We start from the raw sequence: 21,703 nt of genomic DNA, 5'->3' as shown, positions 1-21,703 counted from the left end.
TGATGTGAGAGAGTACTGCCTTTGGCGGGCTGCATATAAGTCCGAACTATCTGGTAAAACAGGGGTGTTAGAAGTACACCATATCATTCCAAGAAGCGAAGGTGGTACAGATACACCGAACAATTTAATAGTTCTAACATCAGAAGAACACAAGATGTTGCACGAAGGCAAGATAAAGATACCTAAATCAAGATTAGAGCAAATAAAGGTGTTTAAGGACGCGGCTCACGTTTCAACGATTGGATGGCACATAGTCAACAAACTCAGGCAAAACTATCAGGTTGAGATTACGTATGGTAGTATTACAAAAGAAAAACGGATTCTATATGGACTTGAGAAGTCGCACAGAGATGATGCATTTGTGATAGCTGGTGGGAATATTCAAGAAAGAGCAAGCGAATGGTATTTTGGTAAATTCTTCAGACATCAGAACAGGTCGCTTCACAAAGCCAATCCGATTAAGGGTGGAACAAGACCGATTAACACGGTTAAGCAAGTGAATGGGTTCAGAAGGTTTGATAAAGTTGAGTGTGAAGGCAAAATAGGAATTATATCAGGCTTAAGAAGTAGTGGGTACTTTTCGATAAGTAGTCTTGGTGGAGAAAAAATAAGCGATAGTGTAAAGTACACAAAGTTAAGGCTAATTGAGAGAGCTAAAACGTTGATGTTCGAAAGGAGGAAAAGGGCTACTTGTTCATGGCTAAAGGCACGTGTATCCGTAGCCCGGTTTCATGATTATATATTTTATGTTTAAAAGTCTTTTACGAAACAAGTGGAACATAATTAAACTATTATTAATTGCACCTATAAATTCGATTCTTCCAGTGATTTTATTAAACAGTGTAATAGCTCAAAATATAGATAAAAATATAATTTTAAAGATGTGTTTGTGGTCATGCTTTTATTTTACCATATTTGAGATAATTTCAAGGAGAATGGAGTTCTTTGGCAGTGAAAAAATACATGATGTATTACTTTCTAAAATTAGCTTACATAGATATAATTTTTACCAAACAGTAGCAGTAAATATTTTATATATTCCATCCTTACTCATAATACTGTATTGTTATGAGGTTATATTCCACTTAAATATAGATTTTTTATTTGCTATAATTTGTTCTATATTTGTTTTTATCAACAATGTTATAGTAAGCAATATAATGCTTGCTGTTCACTTAAAAACAAAAAATTATTTTCACAGATTTAACTTTGGAATGGATATAGTTTATATAATAAGTGGCGTTTTATATCCCATAAGCGTATTTCCAAAATTTTTAAGAAGTATTTCGCAGCTAATACCAATAACTTATGTTATTAGCTTTTCAGAAGGAAATAATATTAACATTGAACTATCAATTTTAATGTTTGTAAGTATGATGGCATTTGCAATATGGAATACAGAAAAAAGTATAAAAAAATATATTGTGGCTGGGGGATTTTATGATTAGCATTCTAATGAAAAATATATTTTTTTATAAAAGAAATTGGAAGGAATTATTATTAAACACTTTAAGAATTTATCTAAGTATAGTTCCATTTTATTATTTTGCATTGGCTCAATCAAATGACTTAGAAAATCTAAGGTTTACCCTTTTAACTATAATTATTGCAGGAATAATAAGTAACACCGTTATTGCTGCAAACTATGAACTTTATCAAGAAATTATAAGTGGCAAAATGTCAAATTTTAGAATAGCTAATGTTAAGATATTTGAGTATATTTTAGCTCAAACGGTTTTTTATTTTTTCATCTATTTAATTCAGTATGTTTTTGCATTAATTTTAATGAATGTTTATGGAATAATTTATATAAAAATTTCTTTATATGCCCTATTAAATGCAGCAATCTTTATCGTAATAATAATTGCTATATCATCGATTATTAGTGGGCTTTTAGCGGCCTTTACTCTTAAAACAAAAAGATTTGCTTACAGTTCACTTCTGATTAGTATTCTATTGATATTTTCTGCATGCTATATGCCTTATAGATTACTCAAATCAGGATTTAAAATAGTGGCCCTTTTATTACCATTTACATATATAATAAATATATTTAAAAGTGCATTTAGTGCGGATTATTTGATATTTCCAATTGAAATTATGTATTTAATATTGATGGTTCAGATTTTGGTTTTGAGATTTATATTAGTTAAAATTTTGAGTAGGTTCTTTAATGAACTTATAAACTCGACTATATAATATAAAATAAATGAAAAAAATTTAGCACATTAGTTTCAGCCCTATGTCTATAGTTGGGGTGGGCAAATTACTCAAATGCCCACCTATATTAATTGCCTATTTGTCAATAATTGAGGAGGAAACTATATCAAAAGAATGGGATTTAACGAAACATGTTGATGTAGTTAAAAAATGACTGATGAATTAGGAGTAAACACAATAAAGGACTTTTTAGAAGAATTAGATAAAACGATTAAAGGAGACGAAAAAAGAAAAAAGGATGGGTAGTAGAAAGGAAAGACAAAAAAAGATTGTAACAATGCTAGGCGAGATAGAATATGCAAGAACGTATTACAAATCTAAGAAGAGTGGGGAATATAGATATTTACTTGATGAAATTATAGGAATAAGCAAAGATGAGAAGATAGATAAAGAAGTAAAGATAAAGCTGGTGCAGAACGCAATCAATATGTCCTACAAGGAGAGTAGCAAAAAAACATGTCCCGAGAAACTAAGCAGACAGACAGTATTTAATGCAATAAGCCACGTAGGGGAGGTAGAAGTAAAAAGGGAAATAAAAGAAAAGAGGAAAGTAAGGGTGCTATACATAGAAGTGGATGAGGATCATGTGGCATTGCAGAACGGGAAGAAGGAGATACCAAGGTTTGTATATATAAATGAAGGAAGGCAAAGCAAAAATGGGAGAAACGAATTAAAGAATGTATATAACAAAGCATACGTTGGTGTAGAAGCTGAAGGGATATGGATAGATGTAGCGAATTATGTGTATGACAATTATGAAATAGAGAGCATAGAAAAGATATACATAGCAGGAGATGGAGCAAGATGGATAAAGGAAGGAATGGAGTGGATTTCGAAAGCGAAATTTGTATTAGATAGATATCATTTGAACAAATACATAATAAGAGAGACAGCAAAGCGAGAAGAATATAGGCAAAAGATATGTGGAGCGATAAATGAAGGGGATAAGAAGGCTTTAAAGGAGATATTTAAGGAGTTAATAAATATAGCAGAAACTAAGGCAGAAAAGGAGAGAGCAAAAGAAGCAAGGAGATATATATTAAATAACTGGGAAGGGATAGTAATATATAAAGAGGACGAGGATGTAATAGGATGCAGTGCAGAAGAACATATAAGTCATGTATTATCAGCGAGATTAAGCAGTAGGACATTAGGATGGAGTAAAGAGGGATTAAAGATAATGTCAAAGCTAATGGTATTTAGCAGGAATGGAGGTAATTTAAGGGAAATAAGTATATACAAGGAAGATGTTGAAGTATTAAAATTAAAAATGTTTGCTCTTATCTGGTTTCGTTTTTTCAGGCCAGTTTCTTTAGATTAAAGCTTGCACAAGCAAAGAGCATTTTTTAGATTCAGGAATCAAAAGATACAGAAGAAGTAGGGGCATGAAAAAAGAGAAGAGAAGAAGATAAGTGATAAAAAATAAGCATTCGACAATAAAGTGTTTCAACGAATGAATAGATGTTTTGGGAATAAAAGTATTAGCGCTTTCTTATGCAAAAGGTGGTCGGGTGTAGCTATTTCTGGGGTATATTTAATTCAATGTGCTTTTGAATTTCTTACTTAATACATCAGTTGGAATGTGGCCATAACATGGAAATATATCAGTTAATAAGAGTTTCTTATCCTAAACGGTGTTGTGTCAGTTTGTGAATAATCCACTAAGTAGTAGCTTTTTTGAACTTTTTACCTAAATGTAAGGATGACTTGTGAAACCAGTTATTTGATGCTTATTCCATTGGTTTGAAATACCAGTTTACAACGAAGGCAGTTTACTCACTCTCGTTAAGTAGTATTGAAAACAGCTAGGAATACCATTGATGGGAGCACAAATTATTAGAATCTAATCTAAGGTCCTTATATAGTCGAGACTAGAGAAGTGCACCGACATGGTCGGGTAGAAGTCGAGATATTTGCAAGCATATTTCATGAAAAGCTGCAAATGATAAGAATTCGTTATCGATTATTTGAAGTTGCTAGCTGAAAGAAGTGTGCTTTCCGGTGTTTCACGCCCAAAGGAAAACCTAAACAATCCTCCTTGATAATTATGATCACCAGTAAACTTTAAAGAGAGGAGCAGTCCTACATTGGTTAATTAGTCTCTAGGAATGTCAGCAACAATTATTTCTAACTTTTCCCAATTCTTCATTGGATACTTCTTAATAAATGAACATTCTTAGCCATTGAAATACACGGTTCCAGAAACTTCTAAATCTACATTCTCTTTTAAGTCGTTTACTATTGTAAAATCAAGAGATGAATCATCTGTTTTAATTTCATATATAATCTGTTTTTGAGGTTGTTATTGAGTTTTTGAAAAGCCACTTTGTTAAAATTCAGAGTAAGGAAAACATCTTTACAAGATGAAAAAACAAGAATGCGGCACACTATCTACAATTATTTTACATATCAAGTCAAAGTTGCACGAGAATAGTAAACTATTATAAACAATCGAAAAATCACCAATGTTTTGTATGAAAAGTTTACAAACAAAGGAATTAACATGAATTTGTACCACTTAAAGCAAGAACGCCACCAAACCATCATATCTAATCTCCTTTTCTTCTACTAAGCTTACTCAAAAGTGTTTTCGTCGTCTTAAATATTGGAAGCTCTCCTGTAAAAACAGTTTTTTCCACCAATAGAGCGTATTTAACTACACTCATTTGCATAGAAATGATATTTGTCCACCATCAGTAAAAAAGTAATAAGATACTGTTGCACTTTAACCAATCAAACACTGTTCTAATCATTCACAAGAAGGATCAACGAAACTCAAAGCTGTTAATCACTCCTTTTAATTTGAAGTTCGTCCTACTAAGCCATACACTGAGCAGTGTAAGAAAATCACAGAAATGTAACTTCGAAAGTATATACTTTGGTACTACCACCCTTGCTACGGACGTTCCTATCACGTCTATCTCATGACTTAACTAGCCCTCGTGCACTTTCCGTATCTGAGTTTTTAGCTTTTAGTTTTTGTTAGTTAACAACTTTGCCATAATCATCTATTCTAATATGAAAACGAAATCACTTATATTTGCGCAGCTATTTGACTTATACGTTAGATGAGAAATTATAAAGTAGTAAGAAACCTTACAATTTCATGGGATGTGCATGAATGAAACTACCCGCAGAGTTTTTCGTAAACTGTAGTACTTTGGAAGAACAGTTTTAAAATAGCGAAATTTCGTTGGTAAAGAGCTTAAACTATCCTATGTCTAGGTTGATGTATTATACATTCTATAGTCGTAACTCGCCTATTTAAAAAGATATATATACCACAATTTATTTGCCATTTTTCAGTAAACAATTTTCTTTTACTTCAAATCTATGAAAGTAAGACTTAACTTCACAAAACACTCCCATATGATCAGATACTCTTTCCTTATCAAAAACAATCTCTGCTCTCGCTACTTCCCATCCTTCAGGGATGAAGATATAATCTATCCTTGCAGTGCTCTCTGAAATTACATCTCCACCAAAAGTTGGTTGAACAGGTCTGTCAGGATTGGCAACTATCCAAGCATCAATCAATTTTCTACCAAGTACTTTTGTATTAACTATCAATTCGTATTCATCAGAACCATATGGCACATTGAAATCCCCAGCAATAACAAAATTCTCATTCCCAATTTCTTCGATCCATTTCACCAGATTAGAGAATTCCTCAACAAAACCTGCCTCAGCCCAGTTGAGATGAACACAGTATAAATCAGGTTGTTCTTTTTCAGCTTGAACTCTTGCTCTGATTATCTTTCTTGAGTAAAAAGTATCCAAACAAGTATGTTTGGAAACGTACCTACTTTCGAATTCAACGATGGGAAATTTTGAAAGAATTCCAAGCCCTTCTTCCCAAATGCCAAAGCCATAATGGGAGATGTCCCATACAAAATAGTAGTTTTTTCTCTTATCAGAAAGCATCTCTGTTAAGATTCTTACATAGTTGCTTTTCTTGATAGCTATTCCTTGGATATTTATGTCTGGTTCTTCGTGAATATACTGTCCTGCTTCTTGGAAAAAAGCAATATCGACTCGTTTTTGGATTATAAGGCCAGCAATCGCTTCTTGAATAGGCTTGTATTTTTCAAGAAACGATAGGATATTGTCGTACTCTTTGAAGGGAACTTCTTGATAGGTGTGCAGGTTTAAAGTTAATATGTTCACTTAAATCTCTCCTCGGCTTTTCTTAAAAAGGACTACAACTATACCTACGAGTATTATAAGCACAACAACGGCAAGTAACAAGAACTTAGCCGGTGTGACAAAAATCAATACCTTGCTGAATACGTCATGCACCTTCTCTTTGAAGAACACCAAGCATATCAAGAGTATGTTCTCAATCAAATCGAACAGCCCTCCAAAGAGCACAAAAACAGTTAGAAACTCGTTTGACATTTTAAGTCTTTGCAGGAAAACTTTCACAGATATCGACCAAAGAAGAAATGAATAACTCAACGCAAAGAATGAATCCAAAACGTGAAGATATACAAAGTGCTCCAAATCATCCTCTCTAACCTTGTCGATATACTTTGAAATATAGTCCTGAGACAGTATGAACTTTGAATCAATAATCTCTTCACCTAAGGCAACATTGAGTTTGGTACCATATGGTCCGAAAACAAAATATCCAAAGAATATCGTGAATATAAGGCTCACCACGATCCAACGCCAGCTTCCAATTCTGTAAATATCCATTCTTTCCATAATTTTCACCTCGGTTCGTATAATTTTTGAACCTCAAAAAGCATAAACACTGCCATCAGAACAAGGTACATAGACAGTGCCAGTTTTTGACACAGTTGGTTTTGCGTAAACACCTGTGAGAAATTTATAGTATCAATCAACCGTCCCATCAGTTCTTAGTGAATAGAAATCCCCATTCTTGCAACCAAAATAGATATAGCCCTCTGAGATAACTGGAGAACTTGAAATGTCAGAACTCATCGAGAACTCCCAACGTATGTTCTTTTCTTTGTCCAAACAGTAAAATTTCTTTCCAGATCCGAAATATACTCTTCCATCCTCGCTTACGACAGGTGAGACGGTTAGCTCACTGTCAGTCTCAAATGCCCAAATCACACTTCCATCTTCGGAATTGATCGCGTAGATAAATTTATCGTTCGAACCGACATAGATAATTCCATCTTCGCTTATCACCGGTGCTGTTGTAACAGTTCCCATATCTGTCTTCCAGATTTTTTCACCATCCATTGAAAACCTGTATAATTCTCCTGGGGGAAGTAAGACGTAAATCGAGTCTTCTGTTATAATGGGACTTAAATCGATAAATTCATTCAAATTAAACACTGTTCTTTGCCTTTCACCATCTGTCGATATCTCATACAAAACACCTGCAGTATTGAAAAGGTATATCATGTCGTTGAATATAACAGGCATACAAGAAATTCCGCGCTTTATTCTTATTCTGAATATCTCTTCACCTTTAGCGCTTAATTTTATCAACATCCCAGAAGAACTCACAATAAATATGTTCTCCTTACTATCCAGCAGGGGGTCTGAAAAATCCTCACTACCAGCATCCACCTTCCATTTTAATTCACCGTTACTGGCAAAACTGTACAGACTCCCATCTGCGGAAGTAAAACAAACAAATTCATCACTCGTTATTACTGGTGAAAAATATATACCACCGAGCGTTCTAAATATCTGCTTTGGTGTCCTTGTCTCAAAGTCAACAGGAATATCAACGCCTTTTGCATTTGAGTACTTTTTCTTTATTTTATCTGGTTTTGTGTACAGTATGTCGACATACCTCATGTTCAATAAAGCATACAAGTGGATCATCTGATGTAATAAAAGTAGCAAGAGAACTAAGTGAAGCAATTTCAATCCTATGAATATAATGTCTGCAAGCGCAAATAATAAAACTAATTTCCACAGGTTGTTAAACACTTTTTGTTTTGTCGCTTTGTATAAGAAAATGTAATTTGCAAAGGTCAAGATGTAATAAATGGTGGAAGCTGGAACAACAACGTTCATTGCTGTGTACAAAAGAATTAGTGAAGATAAAAAATAGGAAACACCTAATATCCTGTAACCTTTGACGCGCAGAATGTTGATAATACCGGGAATTAGAAAGAACAGCGGGCCAAAACTAAAAACGTACTTTATATCTTTACGTGACAAGAAAGCAGAAGCCACGATTAATATTTGTGCAAATGAAACCAATTGTGCAAAAGTTCTTACACGCTCTTCACGTTTAGCAACATCGTTCAATATCCGTTCTTCATCTTCTTTCTTTTTCATTCTTGCCATACTTATCCCTCCTTTCAGAGAGAAAATTCGAACAAACCTTACAGCCTCTTATTTGAACGTTGCAACTATTTTCTTTAACTTCCTCATAGCAATACCACAATTCTACACCTTTTTGGCCATGTAGGTACCACCACATGAAAATTTTACAGTATTTGACACTAAATAACAGTAGATGTATAATAAAGTAGAAGATTCTTTAAGTGAACGAATTTTAGAAAAATCTGAAGAATACAAAAAAGTTCAGTGGAAGATTGGAGTGACAGTATGAAGGTATTTTTCATAGGTGGGGGAAATATCGCAAAGATAGTTTACCAAGAACTAAGAGACGAGATTGAAAAGTGCTGGTATTACGATGTTATTGAAACAGACCTACCTTGCGAAAGGTTAGAAAGATTTTTTGTTCCAGAAGATGCTGATGTGGTTGTTGAGTGCGCTTCCGTAGATGCTGTAAAACAGTATGGTTTGGACGTGCTCAAAAGCGGGAAAGATTTTTACATCATAAGCTCCGGTGCATTTTCGGATGTTGAGTTCTTTGACAAGTTCATGGAGGAATTGAAAAGGTCCTCCCAGACAGTTTACATCCCTTCAGGTGCAATAGGTGGACTTGATATCATACGTGCTGTTAAAAAATTCATCAGTAAGGTCGAGCTTGTAACACGAAAACCACCAAAAGCTTTCAATCTCGAAAACTTAAGTGAAGAGCAAGTGATATTTTCAGGAAACGCACGCCAAGCCATTGAGGAGTTCCCGCAAAACACGAACGTTTCCATGACTCTTTCACTTGCTGTTGGAGATTTCGATAAGGTCGATGTACGCATAGTAGCTGACCCAAAGATCGAAGAGAACGTACACGAGATAAACATCTATTCTTCAGTCGGTGAATACAAAATAATACATAAGAACAAGCCTTCACCAAATCCAAAGACAAGTTACCTTGCCCCGTTATCGTTGGTATCAGCTTTGAGAAAAAGGGCAGAAAGGTTTCAGGTAGGCTAATATGCTACATGTGGAGGTGGAGAATATGTCAATGTACGTCACACCTGAGAAAATCAGAAAGCTTGCCGATGAAAAAGGATACATCATTGTGGCTCACAATTATCAGATTCCCGAACTGCAACAGATAGCGGATTATTTAGGCGATTCGCTGCAACTGGCAAGGATAGTGACAAAGATAGATGCCAAGAAGATACTCTTCCTCGGCGTCGATTTCATGGCAGAGGTTATGAAGGTTTTGAATCCCGAAAAGAAAATCATCGTTCCCGTAGGATATTCCACTTGCCCGATGGCAAATTCATTGACTGTTGAAGATGTGCTGAAGTACAAAGAAATCTACAAAGGCATACCAGTTGTTGTGTATGTCAATAGCAGGACGGAAGTGAAGGCAGTTGCAGATGTTGTATGTACGTCGGCAAATGCTATCGATGTTGTAAATGCACTTGATTCAGATACAATACTTTTTGGACCTGATAAAAACCTCGCATCTTACGTAGCGGAAAAAACGGGGAAAAACATCATCCCAATACCGGGCGAGACAGGATATTGTTATGTGCACAACTACGTTAAGGATAGCGAGATTAAAAAGCTGATGTCAAAGTATCCAAACGCGGAAGTTATGGTCCATCCGGAAGTTCCAAAGAATATACGCAATCTGGCTCACTTCATAGGAAGCACATCGCAAATGGAGAAGTACCCCGCTTCTTCAAAGGCAAATGAATTCATCGTCGTGACAGAGGTCGGAATGCTGGCAAAACTTGAAAAGCTCTATCCTGATAAAGTATTCATACCAGTGCCCTCGATGGTTTGCTATAATATGAAAAAGAACAACTTAAGAAATACATACCTGGCACTCTTGGAAGAAAAGATAGAGGTAACATTGGATAGTGAGCTTATTGCAAAGGCAAGAAAGGCTATAGAAAGAATGCTTGAAATAACCGAAGGTGCAGAACGCTCAGAAAGAAAGGTGGTTAAAAGTGCTTGATAGAATTATCGATAACGTTGTTGAATTGATAAGGAAAGACGAATACTTCTTAGATTACGCTTCTTATCCTTTAAAGGGAACAAAATGTAACGCAGAAGTAATTCTCAAAGATGAAGCCGCAGTCATCTCCGGTGTGGAAATCGTGAGTGGTGTGTGCGAAAGGTTTAACATAAAAGCAGAGTTCTTGTACAAAGATGGAGACCTTGTAAAGAAGGGCAAAGTGGCACAAATTCATGGGGATGCTTACAATATACTAATCTGTGAAAGGAGCATTCTAAATGTTCTTTCTTTTATGAGTGCAATTGCGACAAAGGTAAGAAAGCTTGTGGAAAAGGCCGACGGGAAGGTTCAGATTGCAGCAACAAGGAAAACAATTCCATTTACCGGAGAGCTCCAGAAAATCGCGGTTCTGCACGGTGGTGGTGATACACACAGGCTCAATTTATCAGACTGTGCTATGATAAAGGACAACCATATAAAGCTCTACGGTTCCATAACAAGAGCGGTCAATGAAGTGAAAAAGCATCTTTCGTTCACTAAGAAGATAGAAGTTGAAGCAGAGACACTCGAAATGGCAGTCGAGGCGTGTCAGGCTGGCTCAGACATCGTCATGCTCGATAACTTCTCCCCACAAGAAGCTTGCAGGGCTGCAAGGTTAATAAAGGAAAGGTACCCAGATGTTATTGTAGAAATCTCCGGTGGTGTTAATCCCGACAATATCGAAGAATATGTGTGCGAATACATTGATGTGATTTCCATAGGTAGAATCACAAGCGAAGTCAAGTATGTTGACTACAGTCTTGAAGTTTTGTAGAATCTATATGTATATTTGAACAAAAGGAGCTGTGGAACTGCAAATGCAATTATCTGAGAAAATAAACGATAAGGTAATATTCTCATCTTGGAGTGGCGGAAAGGATTCCGCACTCGCACTGCACAGAGCATTAAAAGAGCTTAAAAGAGTTGATATTCTGTTTACAATGTTCGATGAAACGTGCGTTCACACGCGTGCTCATGGTTTGTCAAAGAGGCTGATACAGGCGCAGGCAGAAAGTATAGGTGCCAAATTAATGATGAGGTGTGCAACTTGGGAAACGTACGAAAGGGAGTTCCTTGAATTTCTCAAAGGTGTTGAAAATGGGATAGGGATATTTGGTGATATCGATTTGCAGGAACACAAAGATTGGGTTGAAAGAGTGTGCGCAACTTACAACGTTAGCGTCTTGGAACCGCTATGGTTGGAACCAAGAGAAAAACTCATCGAGGAATTCATAAGGGAAGGTTTTAAGGCAAAGATTATCGCTACTAAGACCGAATACAGAGAACTGCTCGGAAAAGACTTACACAATAGAGAAACTCTCAAGCTAATTGAAAAGCTCAGTATCGACATTTCAGGTGAAAACGGAGAATACCATACAGTTGTGTACGATGGTCCAATATTCAAGGAGCCTTTAGAAATCAAAATAATTGGTAAGCATTCCACCGAGACTAACGAATACTTAATCGTTAATATATGAGTCTCTCAAAAATCTGTGAATTTCTCAATTAACACGTTTTTGAACTGTTTCTGCTCGTCATAATCTATTTCTACTTTCCATACAATATCCGTTCCATCAAGGATGTACGGTGCCAACAATTTATCGATGGGGGACAAGTTTTCTTGTAATATTTTATCCTTATCTATCCAAAACAACTTTCCTTCAGAGCTCTCAACGAAGTTCGTACCGTTTGTCTTACCGACAAATATAAAGAGTATCCAATTGTAGTGCTCAGGTCCTCTTTCCGAGGTCACCATCTTCAATTTTAAATCCACCAACTCCAGTCCGGTTTCCTCGATGAATTCTCTTCTTGTTGCAGATTCGACATCTTCGTTTTTTTCAACGTGACCACCTGGAGGTACAAGGTACCCAGCAAAAGGTTCCTTCTTTCGCAGCAAAAACAACAACTTTCCATTGTTTTCAGCGTAGCATATTGTAGCGATTTTTTGGTTCGCGTGTTTTCTCATCAGACGGGTAATTTCATCGTATTCAAGCATACCCAGACCTCTCTTACTTAGAATTAGAGCTTCATCCTTTTTAGTGCGTTCTCGAGCATCTGTAGTTCATCAACTAAACTGCTCAGTTCGACTCCTTCACATAAAATGGGAATAACGCTTTCCCTATGCTTTTGCAAAATACTTTCTTCAAATTTCTGTGCAACACCTTTCATTAACACGAACATGCCATCTATCATATCCACGATTTTACTGTTAAATTCTGAAAATCTTTTTTCCAAAGCTTCCACTTTTTCAGCTGTAATGTTTTGCAAGTCTAACCGATAAAGTAACGGTTCGTTACTCAAGATTCTAACCGGTTCTCCCTTCATTAGTTGTCCAAGCATGGATGCAATTATGCAATCAAGTAAGAACACGAAACCTTTGTGGGAGAAGAGTTCTGGATGACTGATTAAGAACCCTTTATCAACACTAAGTACAACTTCGACACCTACCAAAGAATTCTCCACGTTCAGAAATCTTGGCTCACCAGAAGATTTTTGTCTTTTGACATGACGTGCGATAATGTTCACAATTTTGAACTTCTCGAAGCTCTTTTCATCTAGTTCGACCAGATCACGAAATTCCAAGAGTTCGGCACTCTCGGTTGGGTCGTACTCAAGCGATTTCAACTCAAAATCGAAGATTCTTTCCTCAGTTTCATTGATAGGAGTTAACATCATGAAGTTTAAAATGTTTGTAGAATGTAAATCAACACTTAGCCTATTTCCAACTTGAATAATACACGGTGCCGCGTGTTGCATTAGTTCATGCAATTGGAACTCTTTGTCGAAGTATACCTTCACGGCTACAGCCCCCTTTCTTCACCCCTTTTTCAATTTTACACCGTACATTTCATACATTGAACATATTGGTTCATATGGACAATTTCCTGAATTGTACGTTCTGCAGTTTCTTGTCTTTTTTGAACCATCGGGTGCAGCAAGTTCTATTTCTTTGCTTTTGACCTCTTTCATTGCAAGTTTTACAAACGATTTCATCTCACTGTCCAAAAACACCGGAACAAATCTTCCTTCATCGCTTATTTCACCAATTAATTTCATCAACCACTTTTCGAACATCTGATAATCGAAAGGAATATACGAAGAAATCCTTCCTCGCTTGCCCGCAGGCAAGAATATTTTCGCATTTTCACCGTCATGCTGTCGTTTCGCATACTCATATTCGTAGGTGTATTTACCTTTATCTTCTTTGGGCTTGAGTGAGAAGAGTATGAAATAAACTCTATCGTCGCTGTCAATGGTACTATCTTTCGATTTTTGGAGTATCCAATCGTAGAACATGATCTGTTCAATAGCAGAATTTCTTACCCTGGCATATTTGTAATCGAGTATCGCAAAGCCTTCTCCTTCGTCGTTTTTCATGTCCAAATCGTTTGTTTTGTTCTTCTTGCCTTTTTGTTTAGACTCCTCGTTTGTTAGCACGGAAACTTTGTCTATTCGGTCCACTCGTGCAACAAAGGAATAACCTTGATAATGTGCTGTAAATTCTTTTTCAAGACCTAATATTCTTTCTGAAATCAGCTCTTCACCCTTTGAAGATTTTGACTCTGACGATTTTTCTTCCAAATAATCAGGATAAAATGATATACTCCTTTGCTTCAAGTTTATCACTTTTTTGTCCTGTACAAACGATTTCAGTAGTGGTAGTAGCTGTTCTGAAATTTCTGCCACTTTAAGCTTTCTTGGAATCGAGTAAGCGTATATGCCCTCAAAGTAGAAGTTTCTGTATTCTTCTTCTATCCAATTCATTACTTGATTCACATCAACTTCAAAGATTGTCTGCTCCAGGAATTGTTCATAGAACTTACGCATTACGCGGTGCACGATTAAACCATCGTTTATAGCTCTCTTGTTCTCGAGCGTTGCACCCGGCTTGTAGAAAAGATCTGCCACTTGTTGGAAATAAAATTGCAGGGGGCATTTCATGTAGGTGTTTATTTTGTTGTAGCTGATATCCTTTATATTTACCCTTTCTTCTAGGATGAATTCACTCTCCTTCAAGACCTTATCTAATTTGTTTTTGTTTTCCAAATCTTGTTGTTTCAGCCTTTCAATTTCATAGTCTATCTCTGAGTATATGTCCGACAATGTGGGAACGAACTTTTCTTTTTCGTCTTTTAAATCCGAAAATTCACTTAAATACTTTGAAGGTACGAGCATGTCACCAGTATTTGTGGCAAGCGGGACGACAAATTGCGATTCTCCGCTGAATAGTATCGAAAGTATCAGAGATCTGCGTTCTCGCTCTTCGATCATCTCGTATATCTTTGATCTTTCGCTGTTTGTTTTGAAAAGCAGAGGGTTTATTCTTTCTATCGATGGATAATAATCATCCGTGAATTCCAAGAAGAATTTGTACTTTTTGCTCAAAAACCTTGCATTTGAAAGATCGACGATATCAACTACGTTTGCGGATTTGAAGGTCTCTCTGTATCCCGAAGAGTTAAGCATCACAGTCAAAAGTCTGTATATCTTCTTCCAACCTTCTATTTTTGTTCTTTCTCCGAGCTCAACAATCTTTTCAACGTAATCTTCGAGTTTATTCACTGTCTCTACGAGCTTTGAGAACGCATTTACTTCGTTACCGAGACTTCGCGATACTTCTCGTGATTCGACTGCGTGTTCTGAACTCTTCGCATTTTCGGATTTCTCAAATGCACCAGCAAAGTTTTTGGAATACTTCAAGATAAATCCTCTGTACCAATCAAAGAAATTCGTTTTGCCACTGTTTTGATCTATTTCATCGAGTATCTCAAAAAGCTTCTCAATGATGTTTCTGAATTCTCTGAGTTGTTCCAAACGTTTGATAGTGTCAAGATAAACGTCTTCCTCTATTTCTCCCTCTTCCTTTTCCTTTGCTGTTTCTTCTATCTCTTTATCTAAGCTTCTGAAGAATATCTCGTATCGCTTTTCTTTATCCCTCAGTATGCTGATTGTCAGGTTTGTAGAATAATATCCAAATTCTCTAAAGAGGTCTTCGACTTCATCCATTGTGAGTTTTCTGTCTGGTATGAGAGGAGATTCAATTATTGCAAGTAGGTTTTCTGTTCTGAACTCGTTGAAGTACGTCTCCAGTGGTTGAGTGAGTATCTGAACAATCTTACTTTGAGTGACCGGTATCTTTCCACTGTACCTGTACGGAATTTTGGCATCGCTGAATTCTTCCATGAGCCTTTTCGCTATCGAAGCTGAAGGCACAACAACTGCAATATTATCAGGCTTTTCACCTTGCAAAAGCAATTTCTTTACTTGGGAAGTTACATAGTTGTACTGGTAAAGCTGATTTTCCGTAGGCACTTTTATACGTCGAACATTGTTTACAAGTTTCTCTAATGCAACAATCTTTTCTTGGCAGAAATCGGTTCTGATCTCAAAACCAGCTGATTGGAGGAATCCGTAAACTTCGTCAAGTTGGTCAAATGAGAAATCTGCCGGCTTTTGCCAGACGTAGAAAAATACGTTTTCGGCTTTGTCAATCATTTTCATAAGAGCTTTTCGCATAAGCGGTGGGATATCGAAAAATCCGCTGAGAACAAGGTACTTCCGTCCAGGTTCGACGTATTCTGCTTGGTCTATGTACCATCTGTAAACGCTTATCGGATCGTAAATCTTTTTTCCTTTCAGTTTTTCCGCGGACTCTTCCATCTTGCGAATAACCTCATTTAGTATCTCGGCAAATGGTGTTGTTGGATTCTGGATGATGTCATGAATTAGTGCGTATGTACCTGTTAATTCTGCTTCGGTTTTTCCACTCTCTCCGTAAAGGTTCAGCTCCCAGATTTTTTCAAACAAATCTACAATGTACTCTATTATCGTTGGTGATTTTGAAAGTGTCCTTAGTATTATCTGCTTTTGGCTATCGCCAGAAAATTTTGCATCGTTTTGGATTTTGTCGATAACATCGGTAACATAGATTGTGTAAAAGTCCCTGTCGAAAACCTCAGCATCGTAATTGTTAAGGCGGAGTATTTCGGTAACGTATTGGTTGATGACTCTGAAAGCGTCTCTGTTGATGGTTTTATTCAGTTGCTTTGCTACATTGTCGGCAATTTGTCTAACGTAAAACCCGGAAGGACCGATGAAAAGGAAGTTCAGAGGGTCTTCTTCGTAAATCCTCTCAATTTGATTTGCAATGAATTGGAAATGGGACTTGTCTATAGGAACGACATATGCAATTCTATTATTGTTTTTGGCATCAACTTTGGTTGTCATATGCTCATCATCTCCTCGAATTTCTTAATCCTTTCAACAATATCGTCGATGAAGTCCTCTTGGGGCGGGTCAATTGGCAGTGCTTGTCCCCTCGGAACGCTGACAAGATAACCCCTACGAACTTTCCCAAGGTCTGAAAGAAGCATCATGTAAAATTTCAGCTGGAACACATAGCGTTCTACGTCAGGTGATGAATCATATAGGTCTGAGCTTTTGAAATCGACAACGTAGAATTCCCCGTTTTTCAAAAAGACTTTATCAGGAACACCAAAGAGTACGTAGCTTTTCCGTTCACCAGTTTTTTCATCGTATATATCCAAGGTCTTTGCCAATCGCCATTCTGAGAATATCTTTTCACTTTCGTTGAAAAGAGTCTTTAATATTTGCACCTTAAGAATCTCCCTTGGAATTACTCCGTCCTCCACTAGTCTTTCCAGTTGCTCATATCTTGTCACACTTGCAAGCATTGAATGGATACGTTTCCCGCGTGTTATTTCTGAAGTCTTTTCCAAGAGAGAGTTCAATGCCTCCAATCTGGCCTTTGTTTTCGACGCTTCGAAACTTGTCCTCGGAATAGCTGAAATCGTCTCTGCAACCTCAAAATCTTCGCTCGATTCATCAACAGACTCAATTTCACTCTTTTCATCGTTTATGCCGTAAAGCAATGTAGGTGAGATGTACCGTTTGTATGCCATCGGTGTGAAATCACTGAAGATGAGATCTTCATCGACGTTGGTTTCTAAAGCTTCGGGTGGTTGGATAATACTCCTTTCCAATGTTGTTTCATTTCTCGAAGGTTCCACAACACTACCGATTGCGCTCTCTATTTCATCAAGGCTTACAATCACCTTTATCTTTTCTTCGAACCCATGAGGATCCAGATACTTTATAGCCGGTACGCCTCTATTATTCTTGTCTTTTTTCTTTAAATCCACAACAAAAAGCATTTCTTTTGCTCTTGTAATGGCAACGTAGACCTTTCTCAAGATTTCGGTTTCATCGTATATGACCTCTGCTTCCAAGAGCTTTCTCAATTCCTTTTCCAGCTCTTTAGTCATTCTTGGTGAGACAAATTTCTTAAGTGCCTTATCCAAGAACTGACTTATGTAAACATACCTCCCATTTCCATCCTCACTCTCTGGGAAGAATGTCTTCTCTTCACCTTTATCTGCCCTATCATTATTTACCAAAAAGACTATATTGAACTCCAACCCCTTAGACGCATGGACAGTCATCATCCTCACAACATCTTCTTCTTCAGAGATTTCCGAAGCCTCTACCTCTTGAACTTCCGAAATGCGTTCAAGGAGCCTTGTTAATTCAAAGAACGTTGGTGCTTGGTCATCGAATTCCATGGCCTGTTCAAGCAGTTTTCGAACGTTCCTTAACTTTTGGCTTGAGTTTGGATATCGCGCAATCTTCTTTAGATAGCCACTTTCCTTAACAAAGAGCTTCAAAGTCTCAGCGGGCTTAAGGTAGTATTTCAGTTCATCGTATTTTGCAACAAGTTTGATAATCTCTACGACATGCTCTGGTAAAGCACCTTCATCGATAAGATCTTTTGCGCATTGGAAAAATGATTTTCTTGATCCTTGCTCTTTCGATTCACTGTATTTAGTCACAATCTTGTGGAAATTCTTCATTTTTCCTGTCTCTTCCGAATTATCAACGCTTCGATTTACGTCATCCGTGAACGGTGTAAAGAAAAATTGCGTAAAGTAGTAGTTACTATTTGGATTTTGGATAACGTAAAGTGCCGAGATAACTGCCTTTATTTCCGGCCTTTTATAGAATCCCCTACCTTTGACGATGTAAAGTGGGATGCCTTCCCTTGCAAAGACTTCTCTATAGACATCCTCTATGTCCTGCAGTTTGTAAGACAGTATGGCAAAATCTTTGTATGTGATCTTTCTTGAAACAGGTATGAACTTTCCATCTTGCTTTTCATAAAACGTCATCTCTTTGCCAACAAGTGAGTTTATAACCTTCGCCACATACACTGCTTCCAGTTCCCTGTCGTCCATATCTGATAAATTTTTTGCGTTGTCTGTGCCTTCAAGATTCTCTGTTACTTCACCACCCGCGGCTTCCTCACTTTCCTCACTTTCTTCGACGTTTTCTTTCAAAAATGCCTTTGAAATGGTAATGTAATTAACCCTTCTTATTTCCCCGGGTAAGAACTCATTTTCATCTGGTGAGAATGCCGCATCAGATTTGTCATCTTTTTCAATAAACCAAAGCTTTTCGTAAAGCTCAGGATATCGCAATCTGAAAACCTCGTGAACATATATCTTGTCGTCTATAGAAAGTAGCTCATCAAGGCCTTCCGATGGGGCTATTTCCTCATTAACAGTTTTGGATTTTGATTTATTCTTCGTAGAAGATTTTCGCTTGCTGGTTGCTGAATTATTTGAATCTACAGAAAAAGATTCGTATATGCTACTGTTGAAAATCGTATTCTCTGACATATAGTTGAAGTAATCGATAAGTTCTGGGTGCGAACGGTAGTTTACATTCAACGAAAGCATTTCGTAATCAGTTCTTCCACTCTTTATCTTCTGCTCAAATTCTTCCATGGTTTTTATAAACACCGACACATCTCCACCGCGGAAGCGGTATATCGATTGCTTTCTATCACCAACGTAGAAAATGTAGTTATCATCCGTGTGAATTAAGTCAAATATCTTCTTCTGCAGCTCATTGGTATCCTGGAACTCGTCAACGATGATGTACTTAAACCGTTGCTGGTAGTATTCTCTAATTGCGCTATTTTCAAGCACCCTTAATGTCTTTTCAAGCACGCCTTTGAAATCGTACTCGAAATTATCGAGTGTTTCTGCTTCGTAAAATTCGGCTGCAATTAGGGATATCGTTCTAAACGCCCTCAACGCTCCGCCAGCTTCTTCAAAAATTTCCAAGAGCTTTTCACTCACTTTTGATTCGTTCAATTCCAAACGCCAGTTCATAACGACTGTTTCAATTTTACTGGCAACTTCCGATATGCTTCCAAAAACATCGAACAGCCTAAAAATATCGTCCGTGTTTTTCGCAAGTTCGTTCAATAGTTCCTTTACACGATTTGATCTTTCCAATGTAAGACCGTACAGATAATTTCCAACCTTATCGCCGTAGTTAGCCCCACTTTCAACAGCGTCGTACACCTCAAAAGCAAGTTGAATCGCCTTTTGCGTTGCTTTATCAATCAACCTTCTTTGCTTAAGTTCGTTTATAATCTTAAAATTTGGGTCAACTCCAGCTTCTATGTTCTGCTCTATTAGTACCCTTCTACAAAAACTGTCAATCGTTGAGATAATGGCTCTTGACATGTTTCTATAAACGTCCTTCCAGTATTTGTAAGCCTTATCACTTTCACTCAAACTCGAAAGCTTTTTCTGTATTTCCTTTACAATCCTATCCTTCATCTCATTTGCTGCTTTATTTGTAAACGTGACCGCCACAATGCGATCAACGATGTCGCTATCTCCAGTTTGTTCGTAGTGCTCGAGAATGCCTATGTAATAGTTGGTGAGTGTATAAGTCTTTCCTGTACCAGCGGATGCTGAAATAAAGTAATTCTTGTTTGGGTCTCTTCTAACCTTCTCAGCAACGGTGAGTTTCTGCTCAACTTCCATTACACTCCACCTCTCAAGGTTCGAGATTAACAAATTATAACATTTAAACAATTTGCAAAAACCATGTACGTCTTTTAAATATTTTAACACATGTGTTTGAATCTCATAACTCTTCCAACTGCAATCGTATTATTGGTATACATTATTATACCATAAACTTCTCAACAAATAGGTGAAGTTATAAGAGTTTCAGAAAGAGAGAATGAGCAAATAACTGATTAATTCAGAAAAAATGAAACTCTGAAAGCCAAATTTAAGACGATAATTGTCTTTTTCCAACTGGAAACTGTAACTGTTCCACATGGTATAATTTTAAATTGATTACAAAAACTAGGAGGTGAAAAGGTATGATGCGTATGAAACTCGGCAACGAACTCGACGTTCCTGTTGTCGGACTTGGGTGTATGCGAATCTGGGATAAGCCTATTTCAGATGTGGAAAGGTTAATTGCTACCTCCTTAGAGCTTGGTATCGACTTTTTTGACCATGCGGATATATACGGTGGTGGAAGATCTGAAGAAGTATTCGCACAAGCGTTGAAAAATCTCAAAATTCCAAGGGACAAAGTGATAATCCAAACAAAATGCGGTATCAGGAGTGGTTTTTACGACCTATCAAAAGAACATATTATCTCATCAGTCGAAAACGCGCTCAAAAGGCTGGATACAGATTACATCGACGTTTTGCTTTTGCACAGGCCGGATACACTCATGGAACCTGAAGAAATTGCCGAAGCGTTCGGCTACGTGCATTCAAAAGGATACGTTAGATACTTCGGTGTGAGCAATTTCAATTCTATGCAAATCGAACTGCTCAGTAGTGCGGTGCAACACAAATTATTAACTAACCAACTCCAGCTAAGTCTCACAAACACGGGAATGATAGACTCAGGTATCTTCACGAACACAAAGTTCCATCAATCTATAAACAGAGATGGAAACGTGCTTGAGTACTGCAGACTGAAAGGTATAACAATCCAAGCTTGGTCGCCATTCCAGTATGGAAACGAATACGGGAACATACAAGGCACGTTCATAGACAACCCACTATTCCCAGACTTGAACTTAAAATTAGAGTACTTGGCACAGAAATACAGTGTTTCAAAGGAAGCAATCGCCATCGCTTGGATTTTGAGACATCCTGCTAAAATACAGCCGATAGTTGGAACAACAAACCCTGAAAGACTTAGAAAAATTGCACAAGCTACAGAGGTTGAACTAACAAGAGAAGAATGGTACAGCCTTTATATTTCTGCTGGGAATATGATTCCCTGAGTTTTGACAATAACTATGCAATCTGCATAAATGTTAAACAAAAGGGCCAAATC

The 21,703-nt window shown here is 37.1% G+C and carries 15 protein-coding genes and 1 pseudogene; 9 read left to right on the top strand and 7 right to left on the bottom strand.

Annotated elements, in window-relative coordinates; genetic code table 11:
• Window positions 1–4 precede the first annotated feature (4 nt).
• From CBS1_RS10480 to CBS1_RS06055, 4 genes and pseudogenes are all read left to right on the top strand, one after another.
• Window positions 5–754 carry an HNH endonuclease gene (locus CBS1_RS10480; RefSeq protein WP_206732131.1) on the top strand — a complete coding sequence of 250 codons (750 nt, stop codon included), beginning with the start codon at window positions 5–7 and terminating at the stop codon, window positions 752–754.
• Window positions 747–1,448 carry a hypothetical protein gene (locus tag CBS1_RS06065; protein ID WP_128998118.1) on the top strand — a complete coding sequence of 234 codons (702 nt, stop codon included), beginning with the start codon at window positions 747–749 and terminating at the stop codon, window positions 1,446–1,448. Before CBS1_RS10480 ends, CBS1_RS06065 begins: the two co-directional genes overlap by 8 nt.
• The gene (locus tag CBS1_RS06060) at window positions 1,441–2,199 is read left to right on the top strand and encodes an ABC transporter permease (RefSeq protein ID WP_090221678.1); all 759 of its coding nucleotides are present in this window, start codon (window positions 1,441–1,443) and stop codon (window positions 2,197–2,199) included. Before CBS1_RS06065 ends, CBS1_RS06060 begins: the two co-directional genes overlap by 8 nt.
• Window positions 2,200–2,367: 168 nt before the next feature.
• Window positions 2,368–3,451, top strand: a pseudogene (locus CBS1_RS06055) (ISLre2 family transposase); the annotation flags it as partial.
• 2,057 nt (window positions 3,452–5,508) lie between these two features.
• On the opposite strand, the gene CBS1_RS06050 reads toward CBS1_RS06055, so the two are convergent.
• The 3 genes from CBS1_RS06050 to CBS1_RS06040 all read right to left on the bottom strand — a co-directional run bounded on the left by CBS1_RS06050 (window position 5,509) and on the right by CBS1_RS06040 (window position 8,499).
• Window positions 5,509–6,387: an endonuclease/exonuclease/phosphatase family protein gene (locus CBS1_RS06050; protein ID WP_090221675.1), complete on the bottom strand. Its 879-nt coding sequence runs from the start codon at window positions 6,385–6,387 to the stop codon at window positions 5,509–5,511.
• Window positions 6,388–6,927, bottom strand: a complete 540-nt coding sequence (locus CBS1_RS06045) for a hypothetical protein (protein ID WP_090221673.1) — start codon at window positions 6,925–6,927, stop codon at window positions 6,388–6,390.
• 132 nt (window positions 6,928–7,059) lie between these two features.
• Window positions 7,060–8,499 carry an outer membrane protein assembly factor BamB family protein gene (locus CBS1_RS06040; RefSeq protein ID WP_090221672.1) on the bottom strand — a complete coding sequence of 480 codons (1,440 nt, stop codon included), beginning with the start codon at window positions 8,497–8,499 and terminating at the stop codon, window positions 7,060–7,062.
• 264 nt (window positions 8,500–8,763) lie between these two features.
• Here CBS1_RS06040 and nadX point away from each other — a divergent pair, with 264 nt between their 5' ends.
• From nadX to CBS1_RS06020, 4 genes are read left to right on the top strand one after another with little or no spacing between them, the layout of a single operon-like run.
• The gene (nadX, locus tag CBS1_RS06035) at window positions 8,764–9,495 is read left to right on the top strand and encodes an aspartate dehydrogenase (RefSeq protein ID WP_090221670.1); all 732 of its coding nucleotides are present in this window, start codon (window positions 8,764–8,766) and stop codon (window positions 9,493–9,495) included.
• 31 nt (window positions 9,496–9,526) lie between these two features.
• Window positions 9,527–10,477, top strand: coding sequence for a quinolinate synthase NadA (nadA, locus tag CBS1_RS06030; RefSeq protein ID WP_206732148.1), 951 nt, complete (start codon window positions 9,527–9,529; stop codon window positions 10,475–10,477).
• Window positions 10,470–11,291, top strand: coding sequence for a carboxylating nicotinate-nucleotide diphosphorylase (gene nadC / locus CBS1_RS06025; RefSeq protein ID WP_176759466.1), 822 nt, complete (start codon window positions 10,470–10,472; stop codon window positions 11,289–11,291). Before nadA ends, nadC begins: the two co-directional genes overlap by 8 nt.
• A gap of 43 nt (window positions 11,292–11,334) precedes the next feature.
• Window positions 11,335–11,994, top strand: coding sequence for a Dph6-related ATP pyrophosphatase (locus CBS1_RS06020; RefSeq protein WP_090221668.1), 660 nt, complete (start codon window positions 11,335–11,337; stop codon window positions 11,992–11,994).
• 5 nt (window positions 11,995–11,999) lie between these two features.
• Here CBS1_RS06020 and CBS1_RS06015 read toward each other — a convergent pair whose 3' ends face one another.
• From CBS1_RS06015 to CBS1_RS06000, 4 genes are read right to left on the bottom strand one after another with little or no spacing between them, the layout of a single operon-like run.
• Window positions 12,000–12,512 (bottom strand): NUDIX domain-containing protein, encoded by a 513-nt coding sequence (locus CBS1_RS06015; protein WP_090221667.1) that lies wholly within the window; start codon window positions 12,510–12,512, stop codon window positions 12,000–12,002.
• 23 nt (window positions 12,513–12,535) lie between these two features.
• Window positions 12,536–13,315 (bottom strand): hypothetical protein, encoded by a 780-nt coding sequence (locus tag CBS1_RS06010; protein WP_090221665.1) that lies wholly within the window; start codon window positions 13,313–13,315, stop codon window positions 12,536–12,538.
• A gap of 18 nt (window positions 13,316–13,333) precedes the next feature.
• Window positions 13,334–16,744, bottom strand: coding sequence for a PD-(D/E)XK nuclease family protein (locus tag CBS1_RS06005; protein WP_090221663.1), 3,411 nt, complete (start codon window positions 16,742–16,744; stop codon window positions 13,334–13,336).
• Window positions 16,741–20,376, bottom strand: a complete 3,636-nt coding sequence (locus tag CBS1_RS06000; protein WP_090221662.1) for a UvrD-helicase domain-containing protein — start codon at window positions 20,374–20,376, stop codon at window positions 16,741–16,743. Before CBS1_RS06000 ends, CBS1_RS06005 begins: the two co-directional genes overlap by 4 nt.
• A gap of 347 nt (window positions 20,377–20,723) precedes the next feature.
• Between CBS1_RS06000 and CBS1_RS05995 the strand changes: the two genes are divergently transcribed.
• Entirely contained in the window at window positions 20,724–21,650 is a 927-nt protein-coding gene (locus CBS1_RS05995) for an aldo/keto reductase (RefSeq protein WP_090221661.1), read from the top strand.
• The last annotated feature ends 53 nt before the right edge of the window (window positions 21,651–21,703 follow it).

The organism is Fervidobacterium changbaicum, assembly GCF_004117075.1.
Taxonomy (GTDB): Bacteria; Thermotogota; Thermotogae; order Thermotogales; family Fervidobacteriaceae; genus Fervidobacterium; species Fervidobacterium islandicum.
Note: the sequence above shows the minus strand (reverse complement) of the source record. Positions and strands in the feature narration are given on the sequence as shown.